Source organism: Micromonospora sp. NPDC048871, assembly GCF_043198155.1.
Lineage (GTDB): Bacteria > Actinomycetota > Actinomycetes > Mycobacteriales > Micromonosporaceae > Micromonospora.
In genome coordinates this window covers 142,184-165,893 of record NZ_JBICUM010000014.1, presented here as the reverse complement: position 1 = coordinate 165,893, position 23,710 = coordinate 142,184, and the positions used below count along the sequence as shown (strand labels likewise).

Sequence of the window (23,710 nt, the reverse complement as noted above, 5' to 3'; positions counted from 1 at the left end):
GGTCGGGGGGTGGGCGTGGGTGCGGGTTTGTGGGTGGGGGGGGTTGCGGGGGGGGGCGACGGTGCCCGGCTTCGGGCGGTCAGGCTTGATCCCTACGCCGGGCACGGTCGCCCCAGCCTGACCTGGTCGGTCTTCGTCTACCCGGTCGGCACGTCGGAAGGCGGGCAGGGTGTAGACGGCCGTTGGCCGGCACCCGGGGTTCGGGTGCCGGCCAACGGTTTCCTGCTCCCCCTGTAGAGGAATGTCTATCGGGGTCAGGCGGCCTGCATCGGCCGGTCAGGGATGTCCAACCACCCGCCAGCCGCCACCATTCCCGGGCTGACCGCAGTCGGACCGGACACCACACCCATCGACGCCCTCGCAGCCCAGAACGGGCCTGCCCTGGTCTGCTCGTTGGTCTACCCGTGCCCCGATGACCAGATTCACCGCCCTCAGCAGCTTGTCGCGCCCGAACTCATCACCAGGGGGCCACCCCATGGGCCGGGCTCTATGGCCGCAGGGACTGGCCTTACGGAATAAGGCCGGGCTGGGCAGGCCCGTAGCCCGGAACTGCCAAAGTCGAACATCCGGACGATCAACCCTGATACGACCCCACAGCCCTCGGGTGGCTCACACGCAGCGGCGAAGGCACCTTCGTGCAGCACAGACGGCAGCCAGCCCGCACCGTTACGGCGAAACGGCGGTGTCCAGAGCGCCGGGGCGGCGCCGCCCCGGCGACGGGAGACCGCCACTTCGCCGTAACGGAGTCGATCAAGGCCTCATGGCCACAACCAGACGGACCGAAACAGGCATGCGCAACTGGGCGGAACAGCGACGCGCAACGGAGAGACCGACGGGCAGACGACGGCCCCACAGGCCGCCTGGGTGGCCCACGCCCGGCAGCGGGGACACCTCCTGCAGCGACGGGACGGGAAGCCGGCTCACGCGGCTCGGCCGGGCGCACCTCGAAGGTTCCGCCGTTACGGCGGAACGGTGGGGTTCGGGGTGGTGGGAAACCGCCACTTCGGCGTGATGGAGTCGATGTTTGCGGTCGGGGGGTGGGGGTGGATTTGGGTGGGGTGGATTGGGGAGAGTCCGGTTCCGGGGGGTGTGGGGTTACCCTGGCAGGATGCAGGCCGTCTTCGGAGTCACTACCGGTGTGGCGCACCTCGCCCGGCCGGGGCGGCCCGCCGTGGTGGCCCGGACGTTGAGCGAGCTGCGTGGGCCCACTCGTGGGGTGGTGGAGCTGCCGGTACGACTCATGTGGTGCAGCGACCGCGCCTTCGATCTGGCCGACCCCGACCAGCTGCTCTGGATGTACGAGAACGTGCTGCGGGAGTCCACCAGCCTCGACGACCTGCGTCGGTTGGTCAACGGCCGGACCCTGCCCCGGGTGTGGCGGCTGCTGAACCTGCCCCGAGGCGTACGCGCCGCCTGGGAGAGTCGGCACCGGGGTCTCCGGTCGGCGTGACCCAGCCCCATCCGCACGACTTCTACCGCGAGGTGGCCCGGGTCGCGTTGACCGTGGCCGGGCCGTACCGTTTCGTGCTCGGTGGCGGGGTCGCGTGGGCCGCGCACGGGTTGGTGACCCGGCCCACCGAGGACGTCGATCTCTTCGCCGACGTGGAGGGTGCCGCCGCCGCGGCGGCCGCCGGAGTACGCGACGCCCTTCAGGCGGCCGGGTTCGAGGTGACCGACGCGGACCCGGACAGTGACCTCGGCGACCTGTTCGACGGCTTCCACGCGGACATGCGGGACTTCGTGGTCGCCCGGGACGGCCGGCAGATCCGGCTCAGTCTGGCCCGACTCGACCGGCACCGCAGCCCGGTGGTGATGGACCTCGGGCCGGTCATGGACGTCCGCGACCTGATCGCCAACAAGACCGCCGCCCTGGTCAACCGGCGCGAGGTACGCGACTACATCGACGTGGCCGCCGCCCTGGCCGACCGGTCGGTGGCCGAACTGCTGGAGCTGGCCCGGCAGCTCGATCCGGCATTGGAGGACGAGGACGTCCGGGCCGCCGGCCGCTACCTCGACCGGATCCCCGACGGTCGCTTCGCCCGCTACGGCCTCGACCCCGCCGACATCACCCGGGTCCGTCGGCAACTGGCGGCCTGGCCCCGCTGAGCACCGGCAGACAACCCGGGGGTACGTGTTAACAAGGGACCCCTCCTCTACCGGAGGCGTTAAGAAGGGGCCCCTCCTTGCAGGTCATTTGGTGAAGCGGCCGCCGGTGACGCCGAGCACCTCGCCGGTGATGAAGCTCGACTCCTGCGAGGCGAAGAAGACGTAGGCGGGGGCCAGTTCGGCGGGCTGACCCGGCCGACCGACCGGGGTGTCCGTACCGAACTGCTCGACCTTCTTCTCCGGCATGGTGGCCGGGATCAGGGGGGTCCAGATCGGGCCGGGGGCCACCGCGTTGACCCGGATGCCCTTGTCGACCAGGTCGGCGGCGAGGGACTTGGTGAAGTTCGCGATCCCCGCCTTGGTGGTGGCGTAGTCCAGCAGCTGCGGCGAGGGGTCGAAGGCCTGGATCGACGAGGTGTTGATGATCGCCGACCCTTCCTCGAGGTGCGGCAGGGCCGCCTTGCACAGCCAGAACATGGCGTACAGGTTGGTCTTGAGCACCCGGTCGAACTGTTCGGTGCTGATCCCGGCGATGCCCTTGTCCTGGGCCATCTGGTAGGCCGCGTTGTTCACCAGGATGTCGATGCCGCCCAGGTCGGACAGCGCCCGGTCGATCAGCCCCTGGCAGGTGGCCTCGTCGGTGATGTCGCCGCGCACCGCGACGCCCTTGCGGCCGGCGGCCTCGATCAGCCGTACGGTGTCCTGCGCGTCGGCGTCCTCCTCCTCGCTCAGGTAGGAGATCAGCACGTCGGCACCCTCCCGGGCGTAGGCGATGGCCACCGCCCGACCGATGCCGGAGTCACCGCCGGTGATCAGGGCCTTCTTGCCCTCGAGTTTGCCGGTGCCCTGGTAGGTGTCCTCGCCGTGGTCGGGCCTCGGGTTCATGTCCTCCGTACGCCCCGGTGGGGTCTGCTGCTGGGCCGGCTGTCCGGACTGCTGGCCGTACTGCTCGGTGGGGTCCTGCTGGGTGTGCTGGTCGTGGCTCACGGGGGTCTCCTTCGTCGGTGGGATGTGGTCCCGGAAGGCCCTACCCCGACCGGCTGTGGGGAAACAGGCCGTGACCTGCCGCACCACCCGTAGGGCATCCTAGGATACTGGGTGGCAGCGGGAGGGCCGGACGACAGCGGACGGGTCAGGGGCGGTGGGTGCGGGGGCCGGGCAGGTGGGCGGCCAGGGCCAGGGCGGCGCGTACCGGCAGCCCGTCGACCAGTTGGCCGAAGTCGCCGTGGCCCTGGCAGAACCGGGTGAAGGCCCGCCAGCCCGGCGGGGTACCGACCGTCAGGTGCAGGACCTCCGGCCGCCGGGAGAAGACCTCCAACAGCCGGTACCCGGCCCGGATGGAGGGCACCAGTCGCTGCTGCACCGCCCGTTCGTAGCCGGCCAGGTCGGCCTCGGCGACCGCCTCACCGGCCAGTTCACCGGAGCGCAGGGCGTAGCTGATCCCCTCCCGGCTCCAGGGTTCCAGCAGGCCGGCGGCGTCCCCGGCGACCAGGACCCGGCCCCGGCGCAGCGGTGAATCCTCGGCCCGGCAGCGGGTCAGATGCCCGGTGTCGTGGGTCGCCGGCAACCCGGCCAGGCCCAGCCGATGGACGAACCCCCGCAGATAGTCCCGGGTCCGCTCCCCCTCACCCCGAGCGGCGATCACCCCCACGGTCAGCCGGTCGCCCTTGGGGAAGACCCAGGCGTACGAGCCCGGCAGGGGTCCCCAGTCGAGCAGCATCCGCCGCCGCCACCGGGCCTGCTGCTCCGGCTGCACCGGCAGTTCCAGTTCCAACCCCAGATCCACCTGCCGGTACCGCACCCCGACATGGCGGGCGCTGACCCCGGAGGAGCCGTCCGCGCCGACGACCGTCCGCGCCAGGACCGTGGTGGCGTCGGCCAGCCGCAGTCGTACGCCGTCGGGGGTCTGCTCCAGGGCCCGCACCGTGACCCGCTCGCGGACCTCGGCTCCGGCGGCCACCGCGGCGGCGCGCAGCCGGTCGTCGAACTCGTCCCGGCGCACCATGCTGACCAGCCGACCGGGCCGGTGCCGCCGGGTGATCGGACGGCGCCCGCGCAGGGTGAAGGTGACCTGGTCGACCACGTCCTGCACGGGCACCTCGATCCGGGTGGCCACGGCCGCCACGGAGGTACCGGTCAATCCGCCACCGCAGGTCTTGTAGCGCGGATGGGCGGCCCGTTCCAGGACCAGGGTGCGCACCCCCCGTCGGGCGGCGGCGTAGGCGGCCGACAGTCCGGCGGGACCACCACCGATCACTGCGAGTTCCCAGACGGTCACCGAAGCAGCGTAGGTCACCGTGGGTGGTCGCGGGGACGGCGAACCACCGGCCGGAGTGGGGGAATCATCGGTCCCGCAGGGGGTATCCGCGCGGCGCACACCGCCTGGCAGGCGGATCGGCGTGAGGAGGACACCATGCAGCAGGTGCAGCTGTCGGACGTCGAGGCTCGGGTGTACGACGCGGTGGCGGCCCTGGAGGCACGCGGACAGGTCCCGTACCCGGACATGATCGCTGCGGAGTGCGGCCTGACCGAGGAGCAGTTGCAGACCCCCCTGCATCTGCTCACCGAGAAGAACCTGCTGCACCGGGAGGATTCGCCGATGGCCGGATTGGACTTCGGCCCCCGGTTCTGCGCCCAGCAACTGAGGTGACCGAGGCCGTCGGAGGGCACCATCGGCGGGCCGGGTCCGACCGGCCTTCGACGGCTGAGGAGTCGTACCAGGGGCCCCGGCGTTGGCAGGCCCTCGGGGTCGGACTGGTCGCGGCCTTCATGACGCTGCTGGACGTCAGCATCGTCAACGTGGCCCTGCCCTCCCTGGACCGGGCCCTGAACGCCAGCCCGGCCGACCTGCAATGGGTGCTGTCCGGGTACGCCCTGACCTTCGGCCTGGTGCTGGTGCCGGCGGGCCGGTTCGGCGACGTGCACGGCCGCCGCACCGCCTTCGTGTTCGGCATCGCCCTGTTCACGGCTACCAGCGCGGTGGCCGGGCTGGCCCAGTCCCCCACCTGGCTGGTGATCGCCCGACTCCTCCAGGGGGCCGCTGCGGGTCTGGTCAACCCGCAGGTGACCGGCATGATCCAGCAGCTGTTCCAGGGACCGGAACGGGCCCGGCCCTTCGGCCTGCTCGGGGCCACCATCGGCATCTCCACCGCGGTGGGTCCCCTGCTCGGCGGCCTGTTGATCGCCGCCGGTGGGCCTCAGCACGGCTGGCGGTGGGTCTTCTTCGTCAACGTCCCGGTCGGGGTCATCGCGATGATCCTGGGCTGGCGGCTGATCCCGCACCGGCCGGTCGGCCAAGCGGTCCGCCGGCGGGCGGACCCGGTCGGGGTACTGCTGCTCGGCACCGGGGTGACCCTGGTGCTGCTGCCGTTGGTGCAACGGGAGCAGTGGCGGGGGGCGGCCACCTGGCTGCTGCTGCCCGCCGGCCTGGTCACCCTGGCCGGCTTCGCCCTCTGGGAGCGCAGGTACGCCCGGCAGGGCCCGCCGCTGTTCGACGTGGGCCTGTACCAGGTCCGGTCGTACGCCCTGGGCTCGCTGATCGCCCTGCTCTACTTCGGTGGGTTCACCGCGATCTTCTTCATCTTCACCCTGTACCTGCAGACCGGGCTCGGCTACAGCGCCCTGGTCGCCGGTCTGGCCATCACCCCCTTCGCCCTGGGCTCGGCCGCGGCGTCGGCGATCGGGGGTCGGATCGTCAACCGGTTCGGCCGGCCCCTGGTCGCCACCGGGCTGCTCGCCGTGGTGGTCGGGCTGGCCCTGGTGGCGCTGGTGATCGAGCTGGCCCCCCGAGCCCCGGTGCCCTGGGTGACGGCCGCTCCCCTGCTGCTGGCCGGGCTCGGCAGCGGCCTGGTGATCGCCCCCAACCAGACCCTGACCCTGTCCCAGGTGCCCCTGCCGCAGGCCGGCAGCGGGGCGGGGATGCTGCAGACCGGTCAGCGCATCGGAGCGGCGGCCGGCATCGCCGTTGTCGGGGCGGTCTTCTTCTCGGTCGTGGGCAGCGACGGCGCCTGGGCGACGGCCTTCGAACGCTCCTTGTTGGTCTCCGCCGGGATCATCCTGTTGGCTCTGCTGGCCGCCCTGGTCGACATCTTCCGCCACCACCGCCGGGGCCCGGTCAGATGACGCAGTGCCTCCTGACCCGGCCGGGGTCGACGAGTTGTTGAAGTGCGGGCGACAATTGCCAGGCAGTAAGTTGAAATCTGGCGGTACTCCCGACTAATGCGATATCACCGGTTGATCGGCTCGTGGCCGTGGCGCCACAGTCGACCCACTCAGCAATGCACTAAGGGCACCCAGGCATTATGTGCGGCAACTTGTCGTACATTGGACACCTTGAATTGCTGACTGTAGAGTCGCCAACAGGTCCAGTAGCGCCGCCGCCCGGGGCATGCATATCCAGACTGACGGTCATCCATTATGTCTCGGAACGCAGGGGAAATGCTCGAATTCCGTGTGCTCGGCCCCGTGGAAGTATGGCGTGACGGTGAGGCGGTAGAGCTTAGCGGCCGCAAGATGCGGGCCATGCTGGCCACCCTGCTGCTGTCCGCCAACAAGGTGGTGGTGACGGAGCGGCTGGTCGCCATGCTCTGGGGCGAGCGACCCCCGCCCACCGCCGTCGCCCAGCTGCACAAATACGTCTCCCAGCTACGCACGAAGCTCGGCCCGGACTGTGTGGTGCGCCATGGCGCCGGTTATCAGCTGCGCATCGGGCAGAACGTGCTCGACCTGCACGTCTTCGAGCGGCTGGTACGCACGGCGCGGGCGGCGCTGGAGGCCGGTCGGCCGGCGGAGGCGGCCGGGGAGATCGGTGCCGCACTGGCCCTGTGGCGGGGTGAGCCGATCGCCGACGTCACCGAACATCTGATCGGCGCCGAAGCGGCAGCCCTGGCCGAGAAACGGCTGGCCGCCATGATGGACAAGATCGAAATCGGCCTGGCCCAGGGACGGCACGCCGAGGTGATCGGCGAGTTGCAGTCGCTGTTGCCCCGGCATCCGCTCAACGAGAACCTGCGCCGATATCTGATTCTGGCCCTCTACCGGGCCGGTCGGGTCGGTGAGGCGCTGTCGGCCTACCATGAGGCGCGCACCTGCCTGGCCGAGGAGTTGGGCCTGGATCCGGGGCCGGAACTTCAGGCGTTGCACGAGGCCATGCTGATCGGGGACTCGGGGCTGCACCAGGCCGGCCGGGTGACACGGCCCGCTGCCGCCGCCTCCCCGGCACAGTTGCCGCTGTCGATAGCGGACTTCACCGGCCGGGCGGACACCCTGCGACAGATCTGCCGACAGCTCACCACGGGCGACGACGAGGCCGTGGTGATCGTCGCGGTCAGCGGCAAGGGTGGTGTCGGCAAGACCACGGTGGCCGTGCAGGCGGCCCGCAAGATCGTCGACTCGTACCCGGACGGTCAGCTCTACCTGTGGCTGCGCGGCACCGACCCCCGGCCCCTGGAGCCACTGTCCGCCCTTCAGCGGTTCCTGCGGGCCCTCGGGGTGGAGGACTGGACCATCCCCGACACGGTCGACGAGTGCGCCGAGATGTACCGCAGTTGCCTGGCCGGCCGACGGGTGCTCATCGTGCTCGACGACGCTGCTGACGAGGCACAGATCCGCCCGCTGCTACCCGGCTCACCCACCTGCGCGGTGCTGGTGACCAGCCGGCCCCGGCTGGTCGGCCTGGAGGGAGCGCACTTCCACAACCTGGACGTGTTCACGGCCGCCGAATCGGTGGAACTGCTCACCCGCATAGCGGGTGAGCAACGACTGGGCGAGGACCATCGGACCGTACGACGGATCACCGCGCTCTGCGGCCACCTGCCGCTGGCGGTACGGATCGCCGCCGCCCGCATCGCTCAGAACGGACACGGTGATCTGACCCGGTTCGCCCGGCGGCTGGCCGACCGCCGCCGCCGGCTCGACGTGCTCGTGGTCGGCGATCTGGAGGTACGCGCCAGCCTGGCGATCGGATACCAGGGGCTGGGCCCCGCGGAGAAGAAGGCCTTCAGCCTGCTCGGCCTGCTCGACGCTCCGGACTTCGCGGCCTGGGTGGTCGCACCCCTGCTCGGGATCACCCTCGACGAAGCCGAGGACCTCGTCGAGGAACTGGTCAACAGCCAGTTGCTGGACATCGTCGGCTACGACGCCGCCGGTCAGATCCGCTACCGATACCACGACCTGGTGCGGTTGTACGCCCGCGAACGGGCCGAGGCCGACCTGCCGGACGAACAACGCAAGGTGGCCCTGTCGCGGGCCCTGGGGGCCTGGCTCACCCTGGTCGCCGAAGCCGACGAACGCTTCCACGGCACCCGGTTCCGGGGCTGGTCACCACGCCCCTTCGCGGACACGGCGTACCACGACCCCTTCGACCCGGGGTACATCGACCAGTTGCTGGCCGACCCGTTGGCCTGGTTCGAGACCGAGCGGGCGGCGCTGGTCGCCGGGGTGGCGCAGGCACACCTGGCCGGGCTCAGCCCGCTGGCCTGGGCGTTGGCCGAGTGCATGACGGAGTTCCTGGAACTGCGCCATCAGTACGCCGACTGGGAATCGGTGCACAGTCGAGCGCTGGACGCCTGCGTCGCGCAGGGCAACGAGATCGGCACCGCGATCACCCTGATGCGCCTGGCCCGGCTGCGCTTCATCCGCATGGACCGGCCCACCGCCATCACGCTGGTGCAACGGGCCGGCGGGATCCTGCAGCGCATCGGGCACAAGGCGATCGAGGCGGAGGCCCATGTCATCCATGCCGCCGTCCGGCGGGCCAGTGGTGATCACGAAGACGCGCTGGACCTGGTGGAGCAGGCCATCGAACTGGCCCGGGCCGCCGACAACGCGGTGGCCGAGGCCCGCGCCACCCGGGAACTGGGCGAGATCCACTACGAGCTGAGTCACTGGGACGAGGCCGCCGAGGCCTTCCGGGTGGCGATCAAACTGGCCCGCCGCCTGGACAATCGGCGGGAGGAGGCGCTGTCCCTGCGCTGCCTCGCGATCGTCCTGCGTCATCGCGGGGAGTTGGAGGCCGCCCGGCGTACCGCCGAGGCGGCGCTGACCATCTTCCACGAGCTGGGCGACCGACCGTACGAGGCGTTCAGTTGTCTCACCCTGGGGTTGGTCCTGCTGCGGATGGGTGATCCCTCGGCGCGGCGCATCATCAGCGGGGGTCGGCGCCTGCTCGGCGAGATGAATCTGGGGTTCGGGTCCGGGGAGGCCCTCTGCGCCCAGGCCGCGCTGGACCTCGCCGACGGGCGTACGGCCGAGGGCCTGGACCGGCTGATCGAGTCGATCTCGATCCTGCGCAACGATCCCGTGCATCACGTACTGATCTCCGCCGTCGGCCTGCTCGGCCAGGCACTGGAGCGGATCGGTGAGGTCGAGACGGCGGCGGTCATCCGGCGCCGGGCCGAGGAACTGCCCGCCATGATCGGCGAACGGATACCGGCCGGGATCCTGGAGGTCGGCGCGTTACGCCCCCAGGAACGAGGGGGAAGCGCAGCGGAAGAATTCAGGGAAGCGGCGCACCTAGGGTGAGCCGACCAGCCAGTGGACCCAGGAGGCAGGCATGAAGAAGAAGACGATCCTGATCGACTACCGAGCCCGAGCCCGGGCCCGGCAGAGCCCGATGGCGATCATCGCCATCCAGACGGAGCGCAAGACCAAGTAGTCGTACGGCCGAAAGCACCTGGCGGATGGATCTTCTGCTCGTCACCATGCCGTGGGCGGCTCTCGACACCCCGTCGCTGGCCCTGGGGATTCTTCAGGTCGCGGCCCGGGACGCGGGGGCGACCGTCCACACCCGCTACGCCAACCTCGACTTCTTCGACTGGGCCGCACAGACCCTCGGACTGGACACCGAGGTCTACGACCAGTTGGCCACCCATTCCTACTTCGAGGGACACGGCGACTGGGTGTTCTCCGCCGTGCTGCACGACCGCCCGCACCATCGGGTGGCCGAGTTCCTGCGCCACGCGGAGGATCTGGACCAGCGGCAGCGGGACCTCGCCGTCGAGCTGCACCGGCGCAGCGACGACTTCCTCGACGACCTGGCCGACGGCATCGCCGCCAGCGGGCCTGCGGTGGTCGGTCTGACCACGACCTTCCAGCAGAACACCGCCTCCCTGGCGCTCGCCCGGCGACTCAAGGCACGGGCACCGGAGATCACCATCGTGTTCGGGGGTGCCAACTGCGACGGCCGGCAGGGTGCGGCCCTGCACCGCAACTTCCCCTACGTGGACTACGTCGTGCGGGGGGAGGGCGATCGGGCCCTGCCCCTGTTGCTCGAGGTGATCGGCGGCACCGGTGACCCGGCCGGGGTGCCGGGGCTGTGCTGGCGCGATCGTGACGGGGCCAGCCGGGCAAACCCGCAGGCCCGGGTCCCGTTGCCCGCCCATCAGCTACCCGACCCGGAGTTCACGGCCTACTTCGACCGGCTGGAACACTCGGCGGTGCGACACCACATCGAGCCCAAGCTGGTGCTCGAAGGCTCCCGCGGCTGCTGGTGGGGCGAGAAGCACCACTGCACCTTCTGCGGACTCAACGGCTCCCTGATGCAGTTCCGCAGCAAGGATGCCGAGCGGTTCCTGCGGGAGATCCTCGACCAGGCCCGGCGACATCACCTGCTCGACGTGGTGGCGGTCGACAACATCCTGGACATGGGCTTCCTCCAGACCCTGCTGCCCGCCCTCGGCGACCACGACTACGACCTGCGCATCCACTACGAGATCAAGTCCAACCTCAGCTACCGCCAGCTACGGCTGCTAGCCGAGGCCGGTCTGGTGCAGGTGCAGCCCGGCGTCGAGAGTCTCAGCACCCGGGTGCTCAAGCTGATGGACAAGGGGGTGACCGGCTGCCAGAACGTCCGGCACCTGCGGGACGCGCAGTCGGCCGGGATCTGGGTGTCCTGGAACTACCTGTATGGCTTCCCCGGGGAGCACGAGAACGACTACCACCAGGTGATCGACCAGCTGCCGGCCCTGCATCACCTCGTTCCGCCGGAGGCGGTAACCCGGCTGGCGATCGAACGGTTCAGCCCGTACTTCGACCAGCCCGATCTGGGGTTCAGCGAGCCACGTCCGGCCGGGCACTACGCCCGGGTGTACGACCTGCCCGAGGCCGAGCTGCACGACCTGGCGTACCTGTTCGACGCCGCGCCCGCCGGCATCGCCGAGCCGACGGTCGAGCGGCTGCACCAGGCCGTCGCGCAGTGGCGCGCGGCGCACGACAGTGGACGGTTCACCCACTGCGACCTGGGGCACAAGATCGTGCTGGTCAGCCGGCGGCCCGGTTTCGACTGGTCGGTGCACACCATCCACGATCCGGTCGAACTGGCCGCGTTCCGGCTGCTGGCCGATCCTCGCAGCGTCGCCTCGCTGGCCCGTCGCCTCACCGCCCAGGTCGGCGCGACCGTCACCGAGAGCCGGGTGGAACGACTGCTGGCGGACTGGCGGGAGGCCGGCATCGTCTACCACGACGCCGACCGCTGGGTCCATGTCGCCACCCTGGCCACCAACGGGGAACTGACCCGGCTGGCGCACCGCTCCCCCGGTCTGGTCCCGGCCGGCGTAGCCCCCGGGTCGGCGCCGGCCGGTACAGGCATCACCCTGCACCGGTGGCGCGACTACCACGGCCGGGCCGGGCGGCTGCCCGGCATGGACCTGGGCCGGATCCGGATCACCGGCAACGCGGCGGCGGAAGTGGCCGAGCTGTACCGGTCCGGGGTGCGGCGGGTGGCTCTGGTCGAGACGACCGACCTGACCGCGCAGGCCGATCCGGCGACGGCGGTACTCGCGCTGGAACTGGTGCGGGAGCTGACCGCCTGGGGCGTGGTGGTCGACTGGCGGCTGCACCTGGACCCGGGCGGACCACCGGCCGCGCTCACCCATCTGCATCCCCCGGCGGAGATCGTCGGCGCCGCCACCGAGCAGCGTCTGAGCTGGGTAGACGGCTTCTTCCTCGGCCGGCTCTCCTACCGGCAGGGGCCGGGCTTCCTGGAGATCCGCGACCATCGCGAGGGGGTGCTCAACCGCATCATCGTCGACGATCCGGCCTACCTCGACGCCATCGGCAGGCTGGTGCGTGACCCGGCCGCCCGGGTGTCCGCCCCAATCCTGTCCGAGCTGGCCGCCGAGTCCCTGATTCTGGCCGTCGGTGACCGGCACTGGTGGGCGCCGTACCGGCCGCGCCGCTGGCCACAGCCGCCCTTCCAGGTCTGAGCCGCGCCCGGAAGCCGACCGGAAGGTTCTGGGAAGCGCCCCTCACAAGCCTGGTTCCCGACACCAGCGATGACCGGTGAAGGGATTCGGGGATGCCCAGGGTTGTGGTAGTGAGCGGCGGCGGTACCGGCATCGGGCGGGCGATCGCCAGCCGGTTCGCCGCGGACGGCGACGAGGTGTACGTGCTCGGCCGCCGCCGGGAACCGCTCGAGAAGCTGGCCGCGGAACACCCCAACGTGCGTGCCGTACCGGTGGACCTGACCGTGGCGGCCGACCTGCTGGAGGCCGCCCGGACCATGCCCACCGCGGTCGACGTGCTGGTCAACAACGCCGGTGGCATCGTCGACGACCCGGGGCCCGGTACCGAGGGGGTGTTCGCCGGCTACCAGCTGACCATCGAGGCCAACCTGCTGTCCGCGATGATGCTCACCGACGCGTTGTGGCCGGCGCTGCGCCGCCCCGGCGGCCGAGTCGTCAACATCAGCTCGATCGCCGCCCACCGGGGTGGCGGGGACGCCTACGCCGCGGCCAAGGCCGGGCTGCTCGGCTGGGGCTTCGGGCTGGCCCGCAAGGGCGGCCCGGACGGCATCACCGTCAACGCGGTGGTGCCCGGCTACGTGCAGGACACCGAGTTCTTCAACGAACGCGGTCGGTCGGCCCGACACGACCAACTGGTCGCGGAGACCCTGCTGGGCCGGGCCGGTACCCCGGAGGACATCGCCGCCGCCGTGCGGTTCCTGGCCGGCTCCGAGGCCTCCTGGATCACCGGGCAGGTCCTCGGGGTCAACGGCGGCGCCCTGTTCGGGCGATGAGCATGATCCGCAAGCGGATCCTCTACCTGTTTCCGGACCGTTCCTCCGCCCAGGCCCGGCGCTGGGAACACGAGGAATTCTGGCCCACCTACCGACGGGCCGCCGCCGAGGCCGGCATGGACTTCGCGGTGGCCGACCCGGAACACGTACTGATCGCCGGCGACACGGCGTACTGGCGGGACGAGCCGCTGGACCCGGCCCGGGACATCGTGGTCTACGACGCCCGTACCGAGCCGGTGCACGAGCCGGCGTTGTGGTGGGGGCTCAGCCTCACCCGCTGCCTGCAGGCCCTCGGCTTCTGGCTGGCCATCCCCCTGGACCAGGCGGTACTCACCAACGACAAGTTCGCCACCGCCCGGGAACTGGCCGACTCCCCCGTGCCGGTCATCCCCTCCGTGCGGGTCAACACCGGTCGTGACGTGGATCGGCTAGGGCACCAGAACCTGGTGCCGGATTCCTGGTTCCCGGTCTTCGTCAAACCGGTGTCCTGGGGGCGGGGCCTGGGCTGTGTCCGCTGCCCGGACCGGGCCACCCTGGACGCGGTGCTCGGACTGGCCTCCGGCAGCGCGGCGAGCATGCTGGTGCAGCCGTCGGTCGGCACGGTCGTCGCCGACCTGCGGGTGGTCGCCGTGGAGGGCGAGATCGTCGCCATGTACGACCGCATCCCCGGTTCGGACTCCCATGTCGCCAATGTCAGTCGCGGGGCCCGGGTCCAGGAACGCGACACCGTCGAGCAGTCCGTGCACGACCTCGTCGCCCTGGTGCACCGCAGGTTCGACCTCGCGTACGTCTGTGTCGACCTGCTCCGCACCGACTCCGGTCAGCTCTGGTTCTCCGAGCTGGAGGCCGACGGGGCGGTCACCGGCCTGTTCGGCGACCCCGAGGCGATCAAGCGGGTCGTCGGTGGGCGGTTCCGGGCCTACGCCGCACGTCATGACCGTCACTACCGCCAAGGAGCTGTCAGGTGACCCCGATCGGCAACCCACCCGTCGCCCCCACCGGCGACGACTCCCCGTGGACCCACACCGAGTTGGCCGCGCAGGCCGCAGCCCGGGCCCGGCGCGACGGCGGCCTGCTGGTGTGCAGTGGCGGCACCACCGGCACCCCCAAGATCACGGCCCTCTCCCCCGACCTCGGGGTGACCCGGGTGCTCGCCAGTTGGCAGCCGCTGGGCCCGGGTGACGTGCTGCTCAACCTGTTCTCGGTCGGCAAGATGTGGGGCGCCCAGTACTTCTACAACGCCTTCGCCCTGCGAAGTCGGGCCGTGGTGGCGCCGATGGGTGCGCTCAACCCCGCCGAGGTACGGCAATGGGCACCGGATCTGATCAACATGGGGGTCACCGCGATCGCCGGTGCCCCGAACGTGCTGGCCCACTTCGCCGACGCGGTGCGGGAGATCGGACTGTCCCTGCCGGTACGCGCGGCCCTGTGGTCCGGTGAGCCGATGACCGCCGCCCGGCAGCGGGCCATCCGCGCCGCCTTCCCCCAGGTCGGCTTCTGGGGGAACTACGGCTCGATCGAGACCTTCGTGATCGCCACCAGCGGCCCCCGATGCCGCCTCGGCGCGATGCACCTGTTGCCCGATCAGGTCATCGAGCCCGACGAGGGGGGCGCCCTGCTGACCCGCCACGGGGAGGGCTGGCCGACCGACGCCCGCCGGTTCCGGCTCGGCGACCGGATCGCCGCCACCGGTTGCCCCTGCGGGGAGGCCGATGCCATCGAGGTGCTGGGCCGGGCCGACGACAACTTCAAGCTGGGCGGCGGCATGATCTCGGCCGGGGTGCTGCTGCGCAACGCCGCCGGCCTGGACGGTGTGGAGGACGTCCAACTGGTGCTGTACCGCGATCCCCGGGTGCCGGCCGCCGTGGTCGGCCTCCGGCTGCGCTACACCGGCCCCAACCCCGACGCCGAGGGCATCCGTGAGCAGCTCGTTCAGGGGTACGAGGACCTGGAGGTGTTGAACCGGCACAGCCCGGAGGCGGTGGTCGTCGAACGGGTGAGCGCGGTGACGCGGCATCCCGCCACCGACAAGGTGGTGCCGGTGCTCTGGGAGAACGCCGAGGATCTGGCCGGGGTGGCGTCGTGATCGACAATGCGCCGACCCGGGCCTTCCTGGCTCCGCACCGGGGGGCCAGCCGCGCCCTGGACACCGAACTGCCCGGCTACCAGCGCTTCCGATCGTGGTTCACCCGGCCCCTGCTGACCCGACCGGTCTTCCTGGACGCCGAACAGACCCGCACCCTCGATCACGACCTGCGCACCCTGCTGGGTGCCCTGCATGCGCTGCCTCAGCGACTGTTCGACGGCGACGAGACGGCCTTCGCCCGGGCGCTGGGCTGGCAGCAGCCCGGCGCGGCGCAGGCCCTGGCCTGCCTGTCCGGTCCGCCGGTGCCACTGGGCCGCGCCGACCTGGTGCGTACCCCGGAGGGTTTTCAGCTGGTGGAGTTCAACACCTCCAGCTCGCTGGGGTCCTTCGAGTTCGGCGAGTTGTGCCGGGCCACCCTCAGTGACCCCTCCTTCCAGGACTTCGCCGCGGACGAGCTGTACTACCTGGACCCCTTGGTCGAGATGAGCGACACCCTGACCCGGCTGGCCGGGCTGAGCCTCGCCGACCGGCCCACGGTGGCCCTGGTCGACTGGGTCACCTCCCCGGTGGCCGTGAACGCCTCGCTCTTCATCGACCTGATGGTCGACCGGGGTTTCCGGGTGCTCAGCTGCACGGTGGACGACCTGGAGCTGACCTCGGCGGGGTTGACCGCGCGGGGTGAGCGCATCGACGTGGTCTACCGCACCTTCCTGCTCAAGACCGCCGCCGAGGATCCGGCGGCCGGGCGGCGGCTGGCCGTGCTGGAGCAGGCCGTACGCACCGGCGCGGTCACCGTCTTCACCCCGCTGAACGCGGACCTCTACGGCGCCAAGGCGGCCCTGGCGATGCTCGGCGACCCGGTCCACGCCGACCGGTTCACCGATGCCGAGCGGGAGGTGATCGACCGGGTGCTGCCCTGGACCCGGTCGATGACCGACGCCGAGAAGACTCCGGCCCCGGATTCGGGTTCGCTGGCGGACTTCGTCCGCAAGCACCGCGGGGACCTGGTGCTCAAGCCGAGCATCGGGCACGCCGGGCAGGGGGTGGTGGCCGGTTGGCTGGTGTCGCAGGAGCAGTGGGAGTCCCTGGTGGAGACCGCCGACGCCGGTGACTACATCGTGCAGCGTAAGGCGGAGTCGGTGGCCGAGCTGTTCTATCCCAAGTCCGCCGAGGGCGATCCGTCGACCTGTCACCTGCACTGGGGCATGTTCGTCACCGGTTCCGGGCTCAGCGGCGGGTTCGTCAAGGGCCTGCTGGACCGGCCACAGGACATCCGGTTCCTCGGTGACGGCTCGCATGTCGGATGCATCTTCCATGCCACCTCGCACCCAACCGGAGCCTCCTCATGATGATCAATTCGGAACAGCGGCTGGCCACGGTGCTGACGGCCACCCGCGAGCTACGCGAGCGGGGTGGGACCATCCCGGGAGCCGACTTCTACAGCGACAAGATCGCGGCGGTGTGGACCCGGGCACGCAACGCCCCGGCGTACGCCAAGCTCGGCGACTTCAGCTGGGAGGCTTTCACCGCCCTGGAGGTCACCCCGAAGAACCGGCTGAAGGAGGACCCCTGGGAGTTCTTCGCCGCCACGGTCGACGACGGCATCAAGTACTACGAGACCACCGGCACCACCGGGCAGGCCACCCCGACCCCCCGGCTGGTCGACGACCTGGTGTGGAACACCGTGTCGGTCGCCCAGGCCTGGCAGGGCATGTTGCGCGAGGACGATCGGGTGCTCAGCCTGCTGCCCTCGGACATCGTTCCGGTCGGCGACCTGGTCGCCACCGTCTGCGAACACCTCGACCTGCTGCACGCCCGGGCCTACCCCTTCGCCACCGGGATCTCCGACTGGGACCGGCTGGCCAGTCTGTGGACCACCCTCCGACCCACCGTGCTGTTCCTCGCACCCGGGGTGGCGTTGCAGCTCACCCGGCTGTTCAAGCAGCGCGGGCTGCTGACCGAACTGCGCGCCTCGGTACGCACCATCATGCTGCTCGGCGAGGTCAGCGTGCCGGCCATGCGGGCCCGGCTGGGCCAGTGGTGGGGTGCCACCGCGTACAACGCCAGCTACGGCAGCACCGAGACCGGCACCCTGGCCGCCGCCTGCCGGCACGATCGGCTGCACCTGCTGACCGCGGCCAATTACTGCGAACTGCTCACCGCCGAGGGCCTGACCGACGCGCACCGACCGGGCACCGGTCGGCTGGTGGTCACCCCACTGAACCTGCACGCCCGCCCCCTGCTGCGCTACGACACCGGCGACGACGTGGTGATCGGCACCGACTGCCCGTGCGGCACGGCCACCCCGGACGTGACCGTGCTCGGGCGGGGCACCGACGGCATACAGATCCGGGACGTCACCATCACCCCGCACCTCGTGGAGCAGGTCGTGTACGGCCAGACCACCGCGACGGGCTACCTGCTGGAGGTGGCGCCCGACCGGCTCCGCCTGCTGCTGGAACGGGACGTCGACGCCGACCGGGAGGCCGAGCCGGAGCGGGCCGCCGCCGTACGCGAGGCCTTCCGGGACCGGTTCGGACTCGACGACACCGAGGTGCTGTTCCTCAACTCGCTACCCAGCACCACCAAGAGCGGCGGATCCCAGAAGAGCTGGAAACGCTCCAACATCCGGATCCTGGAGGCCTCGTGACCGCCCCCGCGACCACCTGGGCCCCGCCGGTGACCGGCGACCCCGACCTGTGGTGCACGTACGCCGCCGTACGCACCCTGGCCTGGCTGGGGCGGGCCGGGCAGACCCCCGCGGCGGCGGGCACCGCCGACTTCGTACGCGCACGCCGCAACCCGGACGGCGGCTACGGGTGGAGCAAGGGGATGCCCTCGGACGCCTGGGCCACCTTCTACTGCACCTCCACCCTGACCGATCTGGGCCAGCCCCTGCCGGAGGTGGCCGACACCGCGCGCTGGCTGACCGGCACCTGGTCCGGGGAGGCGTACGCGATGACCCCCGGGCAGGAACCGGAGGCGTGGGCCACCCACTTCTCGACTCGTACCGCCATCGAGGTCTGTGGCGGCGACGTGCCGGACGCCCGGCGCCTGCTGTCCTGGCTGGCTGCCCTGCAGACCCGCGACGGAGGGCTGGGCTGGACCCCGGGGCACGCCGCGGCGGGTGAGGCCGACGTGCGGGCCGTCTACTACGGGGTGGCCGCCTGGCGGGCGCTGCACACCCGACACCCGAACCCGCCACCGTGGGACGTGCCGGCCCTGCTGAACTGGCTGCAGCGGCGGCAGTCCCCCTCCGGGGCCTTCCGGTTCGACGCCGAAGCGGACACCGACTGCATGTGGGCGACCTACCGGGCGGTCGCGGCGCTGGGCATGCTCGGTGCCCGTCCGAGCATCGACCCGGTCGGCTGGATCACCGGTCAGCAGCTGCCGGACGGGGCCTTCACCCGGTGGCCGGGCTATCCGGTGGCGGACGTGTGGGCGTCCTTCTGCGCGGTCGGTGCCCTGCGCCAACTCGGCCCCGTGCCGCCTGGGACGGCCGAGGCGGTGCACCGACGTATCGCGGAACTGAGCTGCCCCGGCGGTGGCTTCACCTACCGGGAGCCGCGCCTCGCCGCGGACGCGTTGACCGTCGCGGCGACCGCACTGACCACGGACGCCGACGCCGAGCTGCGCCGGTGGTTGGAGAGCTGCCGACTGCCCAATGAGGGCGGCATCATGTACATGCCCGGCCGAGGGGCGGAGATCCGCTGCACCATGTGGGCCCTGGCGGCCGGCGCCTTCGCCGAGGACCCGGTCACCCGCACCCGGATCGGGGACTGGCTGGCCGGCCTGCAGAACCCCGACGGCGGATTCGGATTCTGGCACGGACGCGGCTCCGACCTGGTCTCCACGGCCGCCGCGGTGGGCATCGCCGAACTGACCGGCGGCGGCCTGGTGTCGGTCGAACGGGTCGCGGGGTACGCCGCCGCGGCACCGGCGCAGGGGCTGCGTCCGGGGTTGCAGCAGGCCCGCATCCTGGCCTGGGCCGGGCACCCCGAGCCGCACCGGGTCCAGGCGCTGCTGGACACCCACCGGGTACGCGGGGGCGGCTGGGCCGGGCAGGGCAACCGGATGCCGGACCTGCTCTCCACCTACGAGGCGGTCCTCACCGCCGGGCGGTTCGGTATCGGGGTGGACCCCGGGCCGCTGGCCGCCTTCCTGGACCGCACCACCAGCGCCGCCGGGGTGGCCTGGAGTCCACTGGCCCCACCCGGACCGGACCCCTTGGCCCGCTGCCTGCACGGGTTGCTCCGCCGCCGGCTGGCCGATCCGGGGTTCCGCCTGCCCGCCCTCACCCTGTCGTAGCCGCCATGCCGACCATCATCATCGACACCCCGGCCACCGAGGTCGCCGCCCGCCGCTCGGTAGCGATCCGGTTGACCCGCTGGTTCGCCCAGCGGGGGGTGGCACCGGCCCATGTGGTGCTGCGATTCACCCAGACCCCGCCCGGCTCCGTGTTCAGTGGCGGTCTCCCAGTCGAGGCGCTGCCCGCCGAGGAGGGACCCTTCCGGCACGCCGCGGTGACCTGCTGTCTGGGTCCGGAGCGTGACGACGACTTCCGGACGGACCTGGCCACCGAGATAGCCGCGGCCCTGGGCCCGGTGTCCTTCCTGTACATCGAGTTCCGCCCGACCTCCCCCAGTCACGTATTCGTCCAGCGTGCCGGGCAGTTGACCCGTGCCGACCGGGCGTCCTAGCGAGAGAAGGTCCGATGAACACCGACGAGTTGCAGCAACAGATTCGGGCGGTCCTGCGGCGGACCATCGGCGAGCCGGTCGACAACCTGGGCCCGGACGACGACCTGGCCACCGCCCTGGGTAGCCGCTACGACAGCCTCACCGCCCTGGAGTGCATCAGCGCCATCGAGAGCAGCTTCGACATCGAGGTCGACTTCGTCGGCCAGGACGTCCGCTACTGGTTCGCCACCCTCGGCCGGATGACCACCTTCGTCCGTGACCAGCTGGAGGATCGGGCGTCGCTGGGCGGTGTGAGATGACCACCGCCGCGGTGGCGCAGACGGCCTTCGCCACCTCCGGGCAGTCCGGGCAGCCGGGCGTCTGGTGGCGTACCCAGGAGCAGTTGCAGGCCGAGGTGGAGCTGCTGGCCCAGGTCATCGGCGCACCGTTCGACCGGGTGGTCACCTACGCCCCGACGGAACACCTCTACGGTCACCTCTTCGGGGTCCTGCTGCCGCAGCACCTGGGGGTACCGGTGCGGCACCTGTGGCAGAACCCCCTGGAACCCCCGAGCCTCGCCGACGACGAGCGGACCCTGCTGGTCTGTCTGCCCGCCACCTGGGTGCTGCTGCGCAGCCTGGTCGGGCGGCTGCGGGCCGCTCCGGCGGTGACCGCGGTGCACAGCAGCGGACCGATCACCCGGCACACCCGGCAGGTGCTGCGCGAGGTGGCGGGCGGCGCCTTCCAGGCGGTGGAGATCCTCGGCTCCACCGAGACCGGCGGGGTGGCCCACCGACGGCTCGCCCCCCGGCCGGCCACCCCCACCACCTGGACCCTGTTCGACGACGTCACCCTGGTCGGTGCGGGGACCGGAGAGCAGCCCCTGCGGGTGGCCAGCCCTCGGCTGGCTCGAACCCCCGCACAGACCCGGCCGCCGGCCACGCACACCATGGAGGATCTGGTGCGCCCGGTGGGCAGCCGACAGTTCGACCTGGTGGGCCGCGCCAGCCGCATGATCAAGGTGAACGGTCGGCGGGTCCGACTGGAGGAGATCGAGAACAGCCTGCGGTCCGAGCTACCCACCACCGAGGTGGTCTGCGTACCCCGGGTCGACGACGTGCGGGCCGAGCACTACGACCTGTACTACGCCGGCGGCTCCAGCCCGGAGACGGTGCACTCCGCGCTGCGTGCCGCGCTGCCCGGGGTGCCGCCGCCGCGGCTGGTGCAGGCGGTCGGACACATCCCGCGCGGCGTCACCGGCAAGGTCCGCCTGGACCGGCTGCTGGCCGAGGCCCGCAAGGAACCAGCGATTGGACGACCCGATGACCGATGAGCCCGGCACCTCGCTGCTCGAGGCACCTCGCCCTCTCCCCGCTCAGCAGCCGCCCTGGGATCCCGGCACCGGGCTGCCCGCCGTACTGGACCGGCTGCGCGCCGAGGCTCCCCTGGTCACCTCGGCCTCCTGCTGTTCGCTGCACCGCGAGCTGGGTCGGGTGGCCGCCGGGGAGGCCCTGGTCCTCCAGGCCGGCGACTGCGCGGAACGGTTCGCCGACGCCACCGAGGAGCGGACCGCCGCCCGGATCGACCTGGTGGCGGCCCTGGCGGACATCATCGAGTACGGCACCGGCCGCCCGGTGGTCCGGATCGGACGGATGGCCGGCCAGTACGCCAAGCCCCGCTCCCAGGACTGGGAGCGCACCCCCGACGGGCAGTTGCTGCCGGTCTACCGGGGTGACGCGGTCAACTCACCGGAGCCGACCCCGGCCGCCCGGGTCAGTGACGCCCGTCGGCTGCTGGCCGCGTACGAGCACGCCGCCCGCACCCTGGACCACCTGTTCCTGGCCGATCTTCTGCCTACCCTGGGCGGCGCCGACAGCGCCTTCTCCCTGACCTACACCGGGCACGAGGCGCTGCTGCTCGACTACGAGCAGGCCCTGGTCCGCGACGACGACCACCGTGGCGGCAGGTACGCCTCCTCCGGCCATTTCCTCTGGATCGGCGAGCGCACCCGACAGGCCACCGGGGCGCACATAGAGTTCGCCGAACGGATCAGCAATCCGGTCGGGGTCAAGGTGGGCCCGGACGCCGCCGGTACGGAGATCGCCGCCCTGACGGCACGACTCACCCGGGGACACGACCCGGGTCGGCTCAGTCTCATCGTCCGGATGGGCGACCGGGTCGGCACGGAACTGCCCCGCCTGTTGAAGGTGCTCGGCCCCGCCGCAGAGCGGGTGCTGTGGGTCTGCGACCCGATGCACGGCAACACCCGACGCAACCGGCACGGGCAGAAGACCCGGGTGGTGGCGGAGGTGATCCACGAGGTGCGGACCTTCCTCACCGTGCTGGGCGAGCACCGGCTGACCATGTCCGGACTCCACCTGGAGACCACCCCGGAGCCGGTGGGCGAATGCGTCGACTCCGCCACCGAACTGGACGGGTACCTCGACCGGTACACCTCGGCCTGTGATCCCCGGCTGAACCCGAGTCAGGCCGAGCGGGTGGTCAGCGCCGCCGTCGAGGCCGGTTGGGGAAGGGGGGCGCGGTGACCAGCACCCTGCTCAACCCGCCCACTCCCAAGGGTGGCGGGCTGTGGCGGCACGCCGACTTCCGCAGGTACTGGGTGAGCCAGACCGTGTCGCGTACCGGCACCAATGTCGCCGAACTGGTGCTGCCGCTGGCGGCCATCACGATGTTCGACGCCAGTGCTCAGCAGCTCGGCTGGATCAACAGCGCCGCATTCGCGCCGTACCTGCTGATCTCCCTGTGGGCCGGGGTGTGGATCGACCGGCGGCGCAAGCGGTCCCTGCTGGTCACCGCCGAGATCGGCCGGGTCCTGGCGCTGGCCGCCATCCCGGCCCTGGCCCTGGCCGGACTGCTCCAGGTCAACATGCTGATCGTCGTAGCCTTCCTGCTGGGCGTCTGCGCCGTGCTGTTCGACGTGTCCGGATCGGCCTACCTGCCCTCCCTGGTCGGCCGGGACCAACTGCTCGACGGCAACAGCAAGCTCCAGGCCAGCATCGTGGTGACCAACTCCGGTGGGCCGGCCCTGGGCGGTGTGCTGGTACAGGTCCTGGCCGCACCGGTCGTGCTGGCGATGAGCGCGGTGGCCAGTCTGGTGTCGCTGGGCGCCCTGGCCGGCATCCGGCAGACCGAGCAGGCCCCGGCCAACCCGGAGGGCAGGCGCCGGACCCTGGCGGAGATCGGCGAGGCGTTGCGGTTCATCGCCCGCGACCGCTACCTGCGCTTCCTCACCGTACGGTCCGGGGTGAACAACCTGTTCTTCATCGCCCGCAACACCCTGCTGCCGCTGTTCATCATCCAGGTCCTGGATCTGGGCAGCGCCGTGCTCGGCCTGATCCTCGGGGTCGGCGCGATCGGTGCGCTGATCGGCGCCGGCCTGGCCAAGCGGCTCGCCGACCGGCTGGGCCCGGGACGGGTGATCGCGGTCGGCTACGGCGTGGCCTCGGTGGTGCAGATCCTGTTGCCGGCCGCCGGCGGCCCACCGGTGGTGGCGTTGGCCATCCTGCTGCCGATGTTCTTCGTCAGCGGCATGTTCATGACCGTCGGCAACACCAATGTGGCCACCCTTCAGCAGATGCTCATCCCGCGTCGCCAACTCGGTCGGGTGATCGCCGGGATGCGGACCGTGACCTGGGGCAGCATGCCGATCGGTGCGCTGCTCGGCGGCACCCTGGGCACCCTCATCGGGATCCGCGAGACCTTGATCATCACCGCCGTCGGCTTCTGCCTGTCCGCCCTCTGGATCGCCCTGTCCCCGATCGCCAAGCTGCGCGAGATGCCCGCCGCACCCCAAGACTGAATGGA

General features: G+C 71.4%; 19 protein-coding genes. 17 read left to right on the top strand and 2 right to left on the bottom strand.

Annotated elements, in window-relative coordinates:
- Positions 1-1,108: 1,108 nt before the first annotated feature.
- Together ACGFIK_RS24655 and ACGFIK_RS24650 are read left to right on the top strand one after the other, a co-directional pair.
- Entirely contained in the window at positions 1,109-1,450 is a 342-nt protein-coding gene (locus ACGFIK_RS24655; protein WP_327025884.1) for a hypothetical protein, read from the top strand.
- The gene (locus ACGFIK_RS24650; RefSeq protein ID WP_327025883.1) at positions 1,447-2,106 is read left to right on the top strand and encodes a nucleotidyl transferase AbiEii/AbiGii toxin family protein; all 660 of its coding nucleotides are present in this window, start codon (positions 1,447-1,449) and stop codon (positions 2,104-2,106) included. Before ACGFIK_RS24655 ends, ACGFIK_RS24650 begins: the two co-directional genes overlap by 4 nt.
- A gap of 84 nt (positions 2,107-2,190) precedes the next feature.
- On the opposite strand, the gene ACGFIK_RS24645 is transcribed toward ACGFIK_RS24650, so the two are convergent.
- Both ACGFIK_RS24645 and ACGFIK_RS24640 read right to left on the bottom strand, forming a co-directional pair.
- Positions 2,191-3,093 carry an SDR family oxidoreductase gene (locus ACGFIK_RS24645; protein WP_327025882.1) on the bottom strand — a complete coding sequence of 301 codons (903 nt, stop codon included), beginning with the start codon at positions 3,091-3,093 and terminating at the stop codon, positions 2,191-2,193.
- A gap of 145 nt (positions 3,094-3,238) precedes the next feature.
- On the bottom strand, positions 3,239-4,384 hold the full coding sequence (locus tag ACGFIK_RS24640; protein ID WP_327025881.1) for a geranylgeranyl reductase family protein: 1,146 nt from the start codon (positions 4,382-4,384) through the stop codon (positions 3,239-3,241).
- Positions 4,385-4,519: 135 nt separating this feature from the next.
- Here ACGFIK_RS24640 and ACGFIK_RS24635 point away from each other — a divergent pair, with 135 nt between their 5' ends.
- The 15 genes from ACGFIK_RS24635 to ACGFIK_RS24565 all read left to right on the top strand — a co-directional run bounded on the left by ACGFIK_RS24635 (position 4,520) and on the right by ACGFIK_RS24565 (position 23,705).
- Positions 4,520-4,756 carry a hypothetical protein gene (locus ACGFIK_RS24635; RefSeq protein WP_327025880.1) on the top strand — a complete coding sequence of 79 codons (237 nt, stop codon included), beginning with the start codon at positions 4,520-4,522 and terminating at the stop codon, positions 4,754-4,756.
- A 104-nt stretch (positions 4,757-4,860) separates the two neighbouring features.
- Positions 4,861-6,228, top strand: a complete 1,368-nt coding sequence (locus ACGFIK_RS24630) for an MFS transporter (RefSeq protein ID WP_327027113.1) — start codon at positions 4,861-4,863, stop codon at positions 6,226-6,228.
- Between the two features lie 315 nt (positions 6,229-6,543).
- Positions 6,544-9,627, top strand: a complete 3,084-nt coding sequence (locus ACGFIK_RS24625) for a BTAD domain-containing putative transcriptional regulator (RefSeq protein ID WP_327025879.1) — start codon at positions 6,544-6,546, stop codon at positions 9,625-9,627.
- Between the two features lie 158 nt (positions 9,628-9,785).
- Positions 9,786-12,308, top strand: a complete 2,523-nt coding sequence (locus ACGFIK_RS24620; RefSeq protein ID WP_327025878.1) for a RiPP maturation radical SAM C-methyltransferase — start codon at positions 9,786-9,788, stop codon at positions 12,306-12,308.
- A 92-nt stretch (positions 12,309-12,400) separates the two neighbouring features.
- Complete coding sequence (locus ACGFIK_RS24615) at positions 12,401-13,120, top strand: SDR family oxidoreductase (protein ID WP_327025877.1); 720 nt, start codon at positions 12,401-12,403, stop codon at positions 13,118-13,120.
- The gene (locus ACGFIK_RS24610) at positions 13,117-14,088 is read left to right on the top strand and encodes a hypothetical protein (RefSeq protein WP_327025876.1); all 972 of its coding nucleotides are present in this window, start codon (positions 13,117-13,119) and stop codon (positions 14,086-14,088) included. The genes ACGFIK_RS24615 and ACGFIK_RS24610 overlap by 4 nt, the downstream gene beginning before the upstream one ends.
- Positions 14,085-15,206, top strand: coding sequence for an AMP-binding protein (locus tag ACGFIK_RS24605; RefSeq protein ID WP_327025875.1), 1,122 nt, complete (start codon positions 14,085-14,087; stop codon positions 15,204-15,206). Before ACGFIK_RS24610 ends, ACGFIK_RS24605 begins: the two co-directional genes overlap by 4 nt.
- Positions 15,203-16,555, top strand: coding sequence for a hypothetical protein (locus ACGFIK_RS24600; RefSeq protein WP_327025874.1), 1,353 nt, complete (start codon positions 15,203-15,205; stop codon positions 16,553-16,555). The genes ACGFIK_RS24605 and ACGFIK_RS24600 overlap by 4 nt, the downstream gene beginning before the upstream one ends.
- Positions 16,555-17,856 (top strand): hypothetical protein, encoded by a 1,302-nt coding sequence (locus ACGFIK_RS24595; protein ID WP_327025873.1) that lies wholly within the window; start codon positions 16,555-16,557, stop codon positions 17,854-17,856. Before ACGFIK_RS24600 ends, ACGFIK_RS24595 begins: the two co-directional genes overlap by 1 nt.
- Complete coding sequence (locus tag ACGFIK_RS24590; protein ID WP_327025872.1) at positions 17,853-19,514, top strand: prenyltransferase/squalene oxidase repeat-containing protein; 1,662 nt, start codon at positions 17,853-17,855, stop codon at positions 19,512-19,514. Before ACGFIK_RS24595 ends, ACGFIK_RS24590 begins: the two co-directional genes overlap by 4 nt.
- A gap of 5 nt (positions 19,515-19,519) precedes the next feature.
- Complete coding sequence (locus ACGFIK_RS24585; RefSeq protein WP_327025871.1) at positions 19,520-19,906, top strand: hypothetical protein; 387 nt, start codon at positions 19,520-19,522, stop codon at positions 19,904-19,906.
- A 14-nt stretch (positions 19,907-19,920) separates the two neighbouring features.
- On the top strand, positions 19,921-20,205 hold the full coding sequence (locus tag ACGFIK_RS24580) for an acyl carrier protein (protein ID WP_327025870.1): 285 nt from the start codon (positions 19,921-19,923) through the stop codon (positions 20,203-20,205).
- The gene (locus tag ACGFIK_RS24575) at positions 20,202-21,218 is read left to right on the top strand and encodes a class I adenylate-forming enzyme family protein (protein WP_327025869.1); all 1,017 of its coding nucleotides are present in this window, start codon (positions 20,202-20,204) and stop codon (positions 21,216-21,218) included. Before ACGFIK_RS24580 ends, ACGFIK_RS24575 begins: the two co-directional genes overlap by 4 nt.
- Positions 21,208-22,431, top strand: a complete 1,224-nt coding sequence (locus ACGFIK_RS24570; RefSeq protein ID WP_327025868.1) for a 3-deoxy-7-phosphoheptulonate synthase — start codon at positions 21,208-21,210, stop codon at positions 22,429-22,431. Before ACGFIK_RS24575 ends, ACGFIK_RS24570 begins: the two co-directional genes overlap by 11 nt.
- Positions 22,428-23,705, top strand: coding sequence for an MFS transporter (locus tag ACGFIK_RS24565; protein WP_327025867.1), 1,278 nt, complete (start codon positions 22,428-22,430; stop codon positions 23,703-23,705). The genes ACGFIK_RS24570 and ACGFIK_RS24565 overlap by 4 nt, the downstream gene beginning before the upstream one ends.
- Positions 23,706-23,710: the final 5 nt, after the last annotated feature.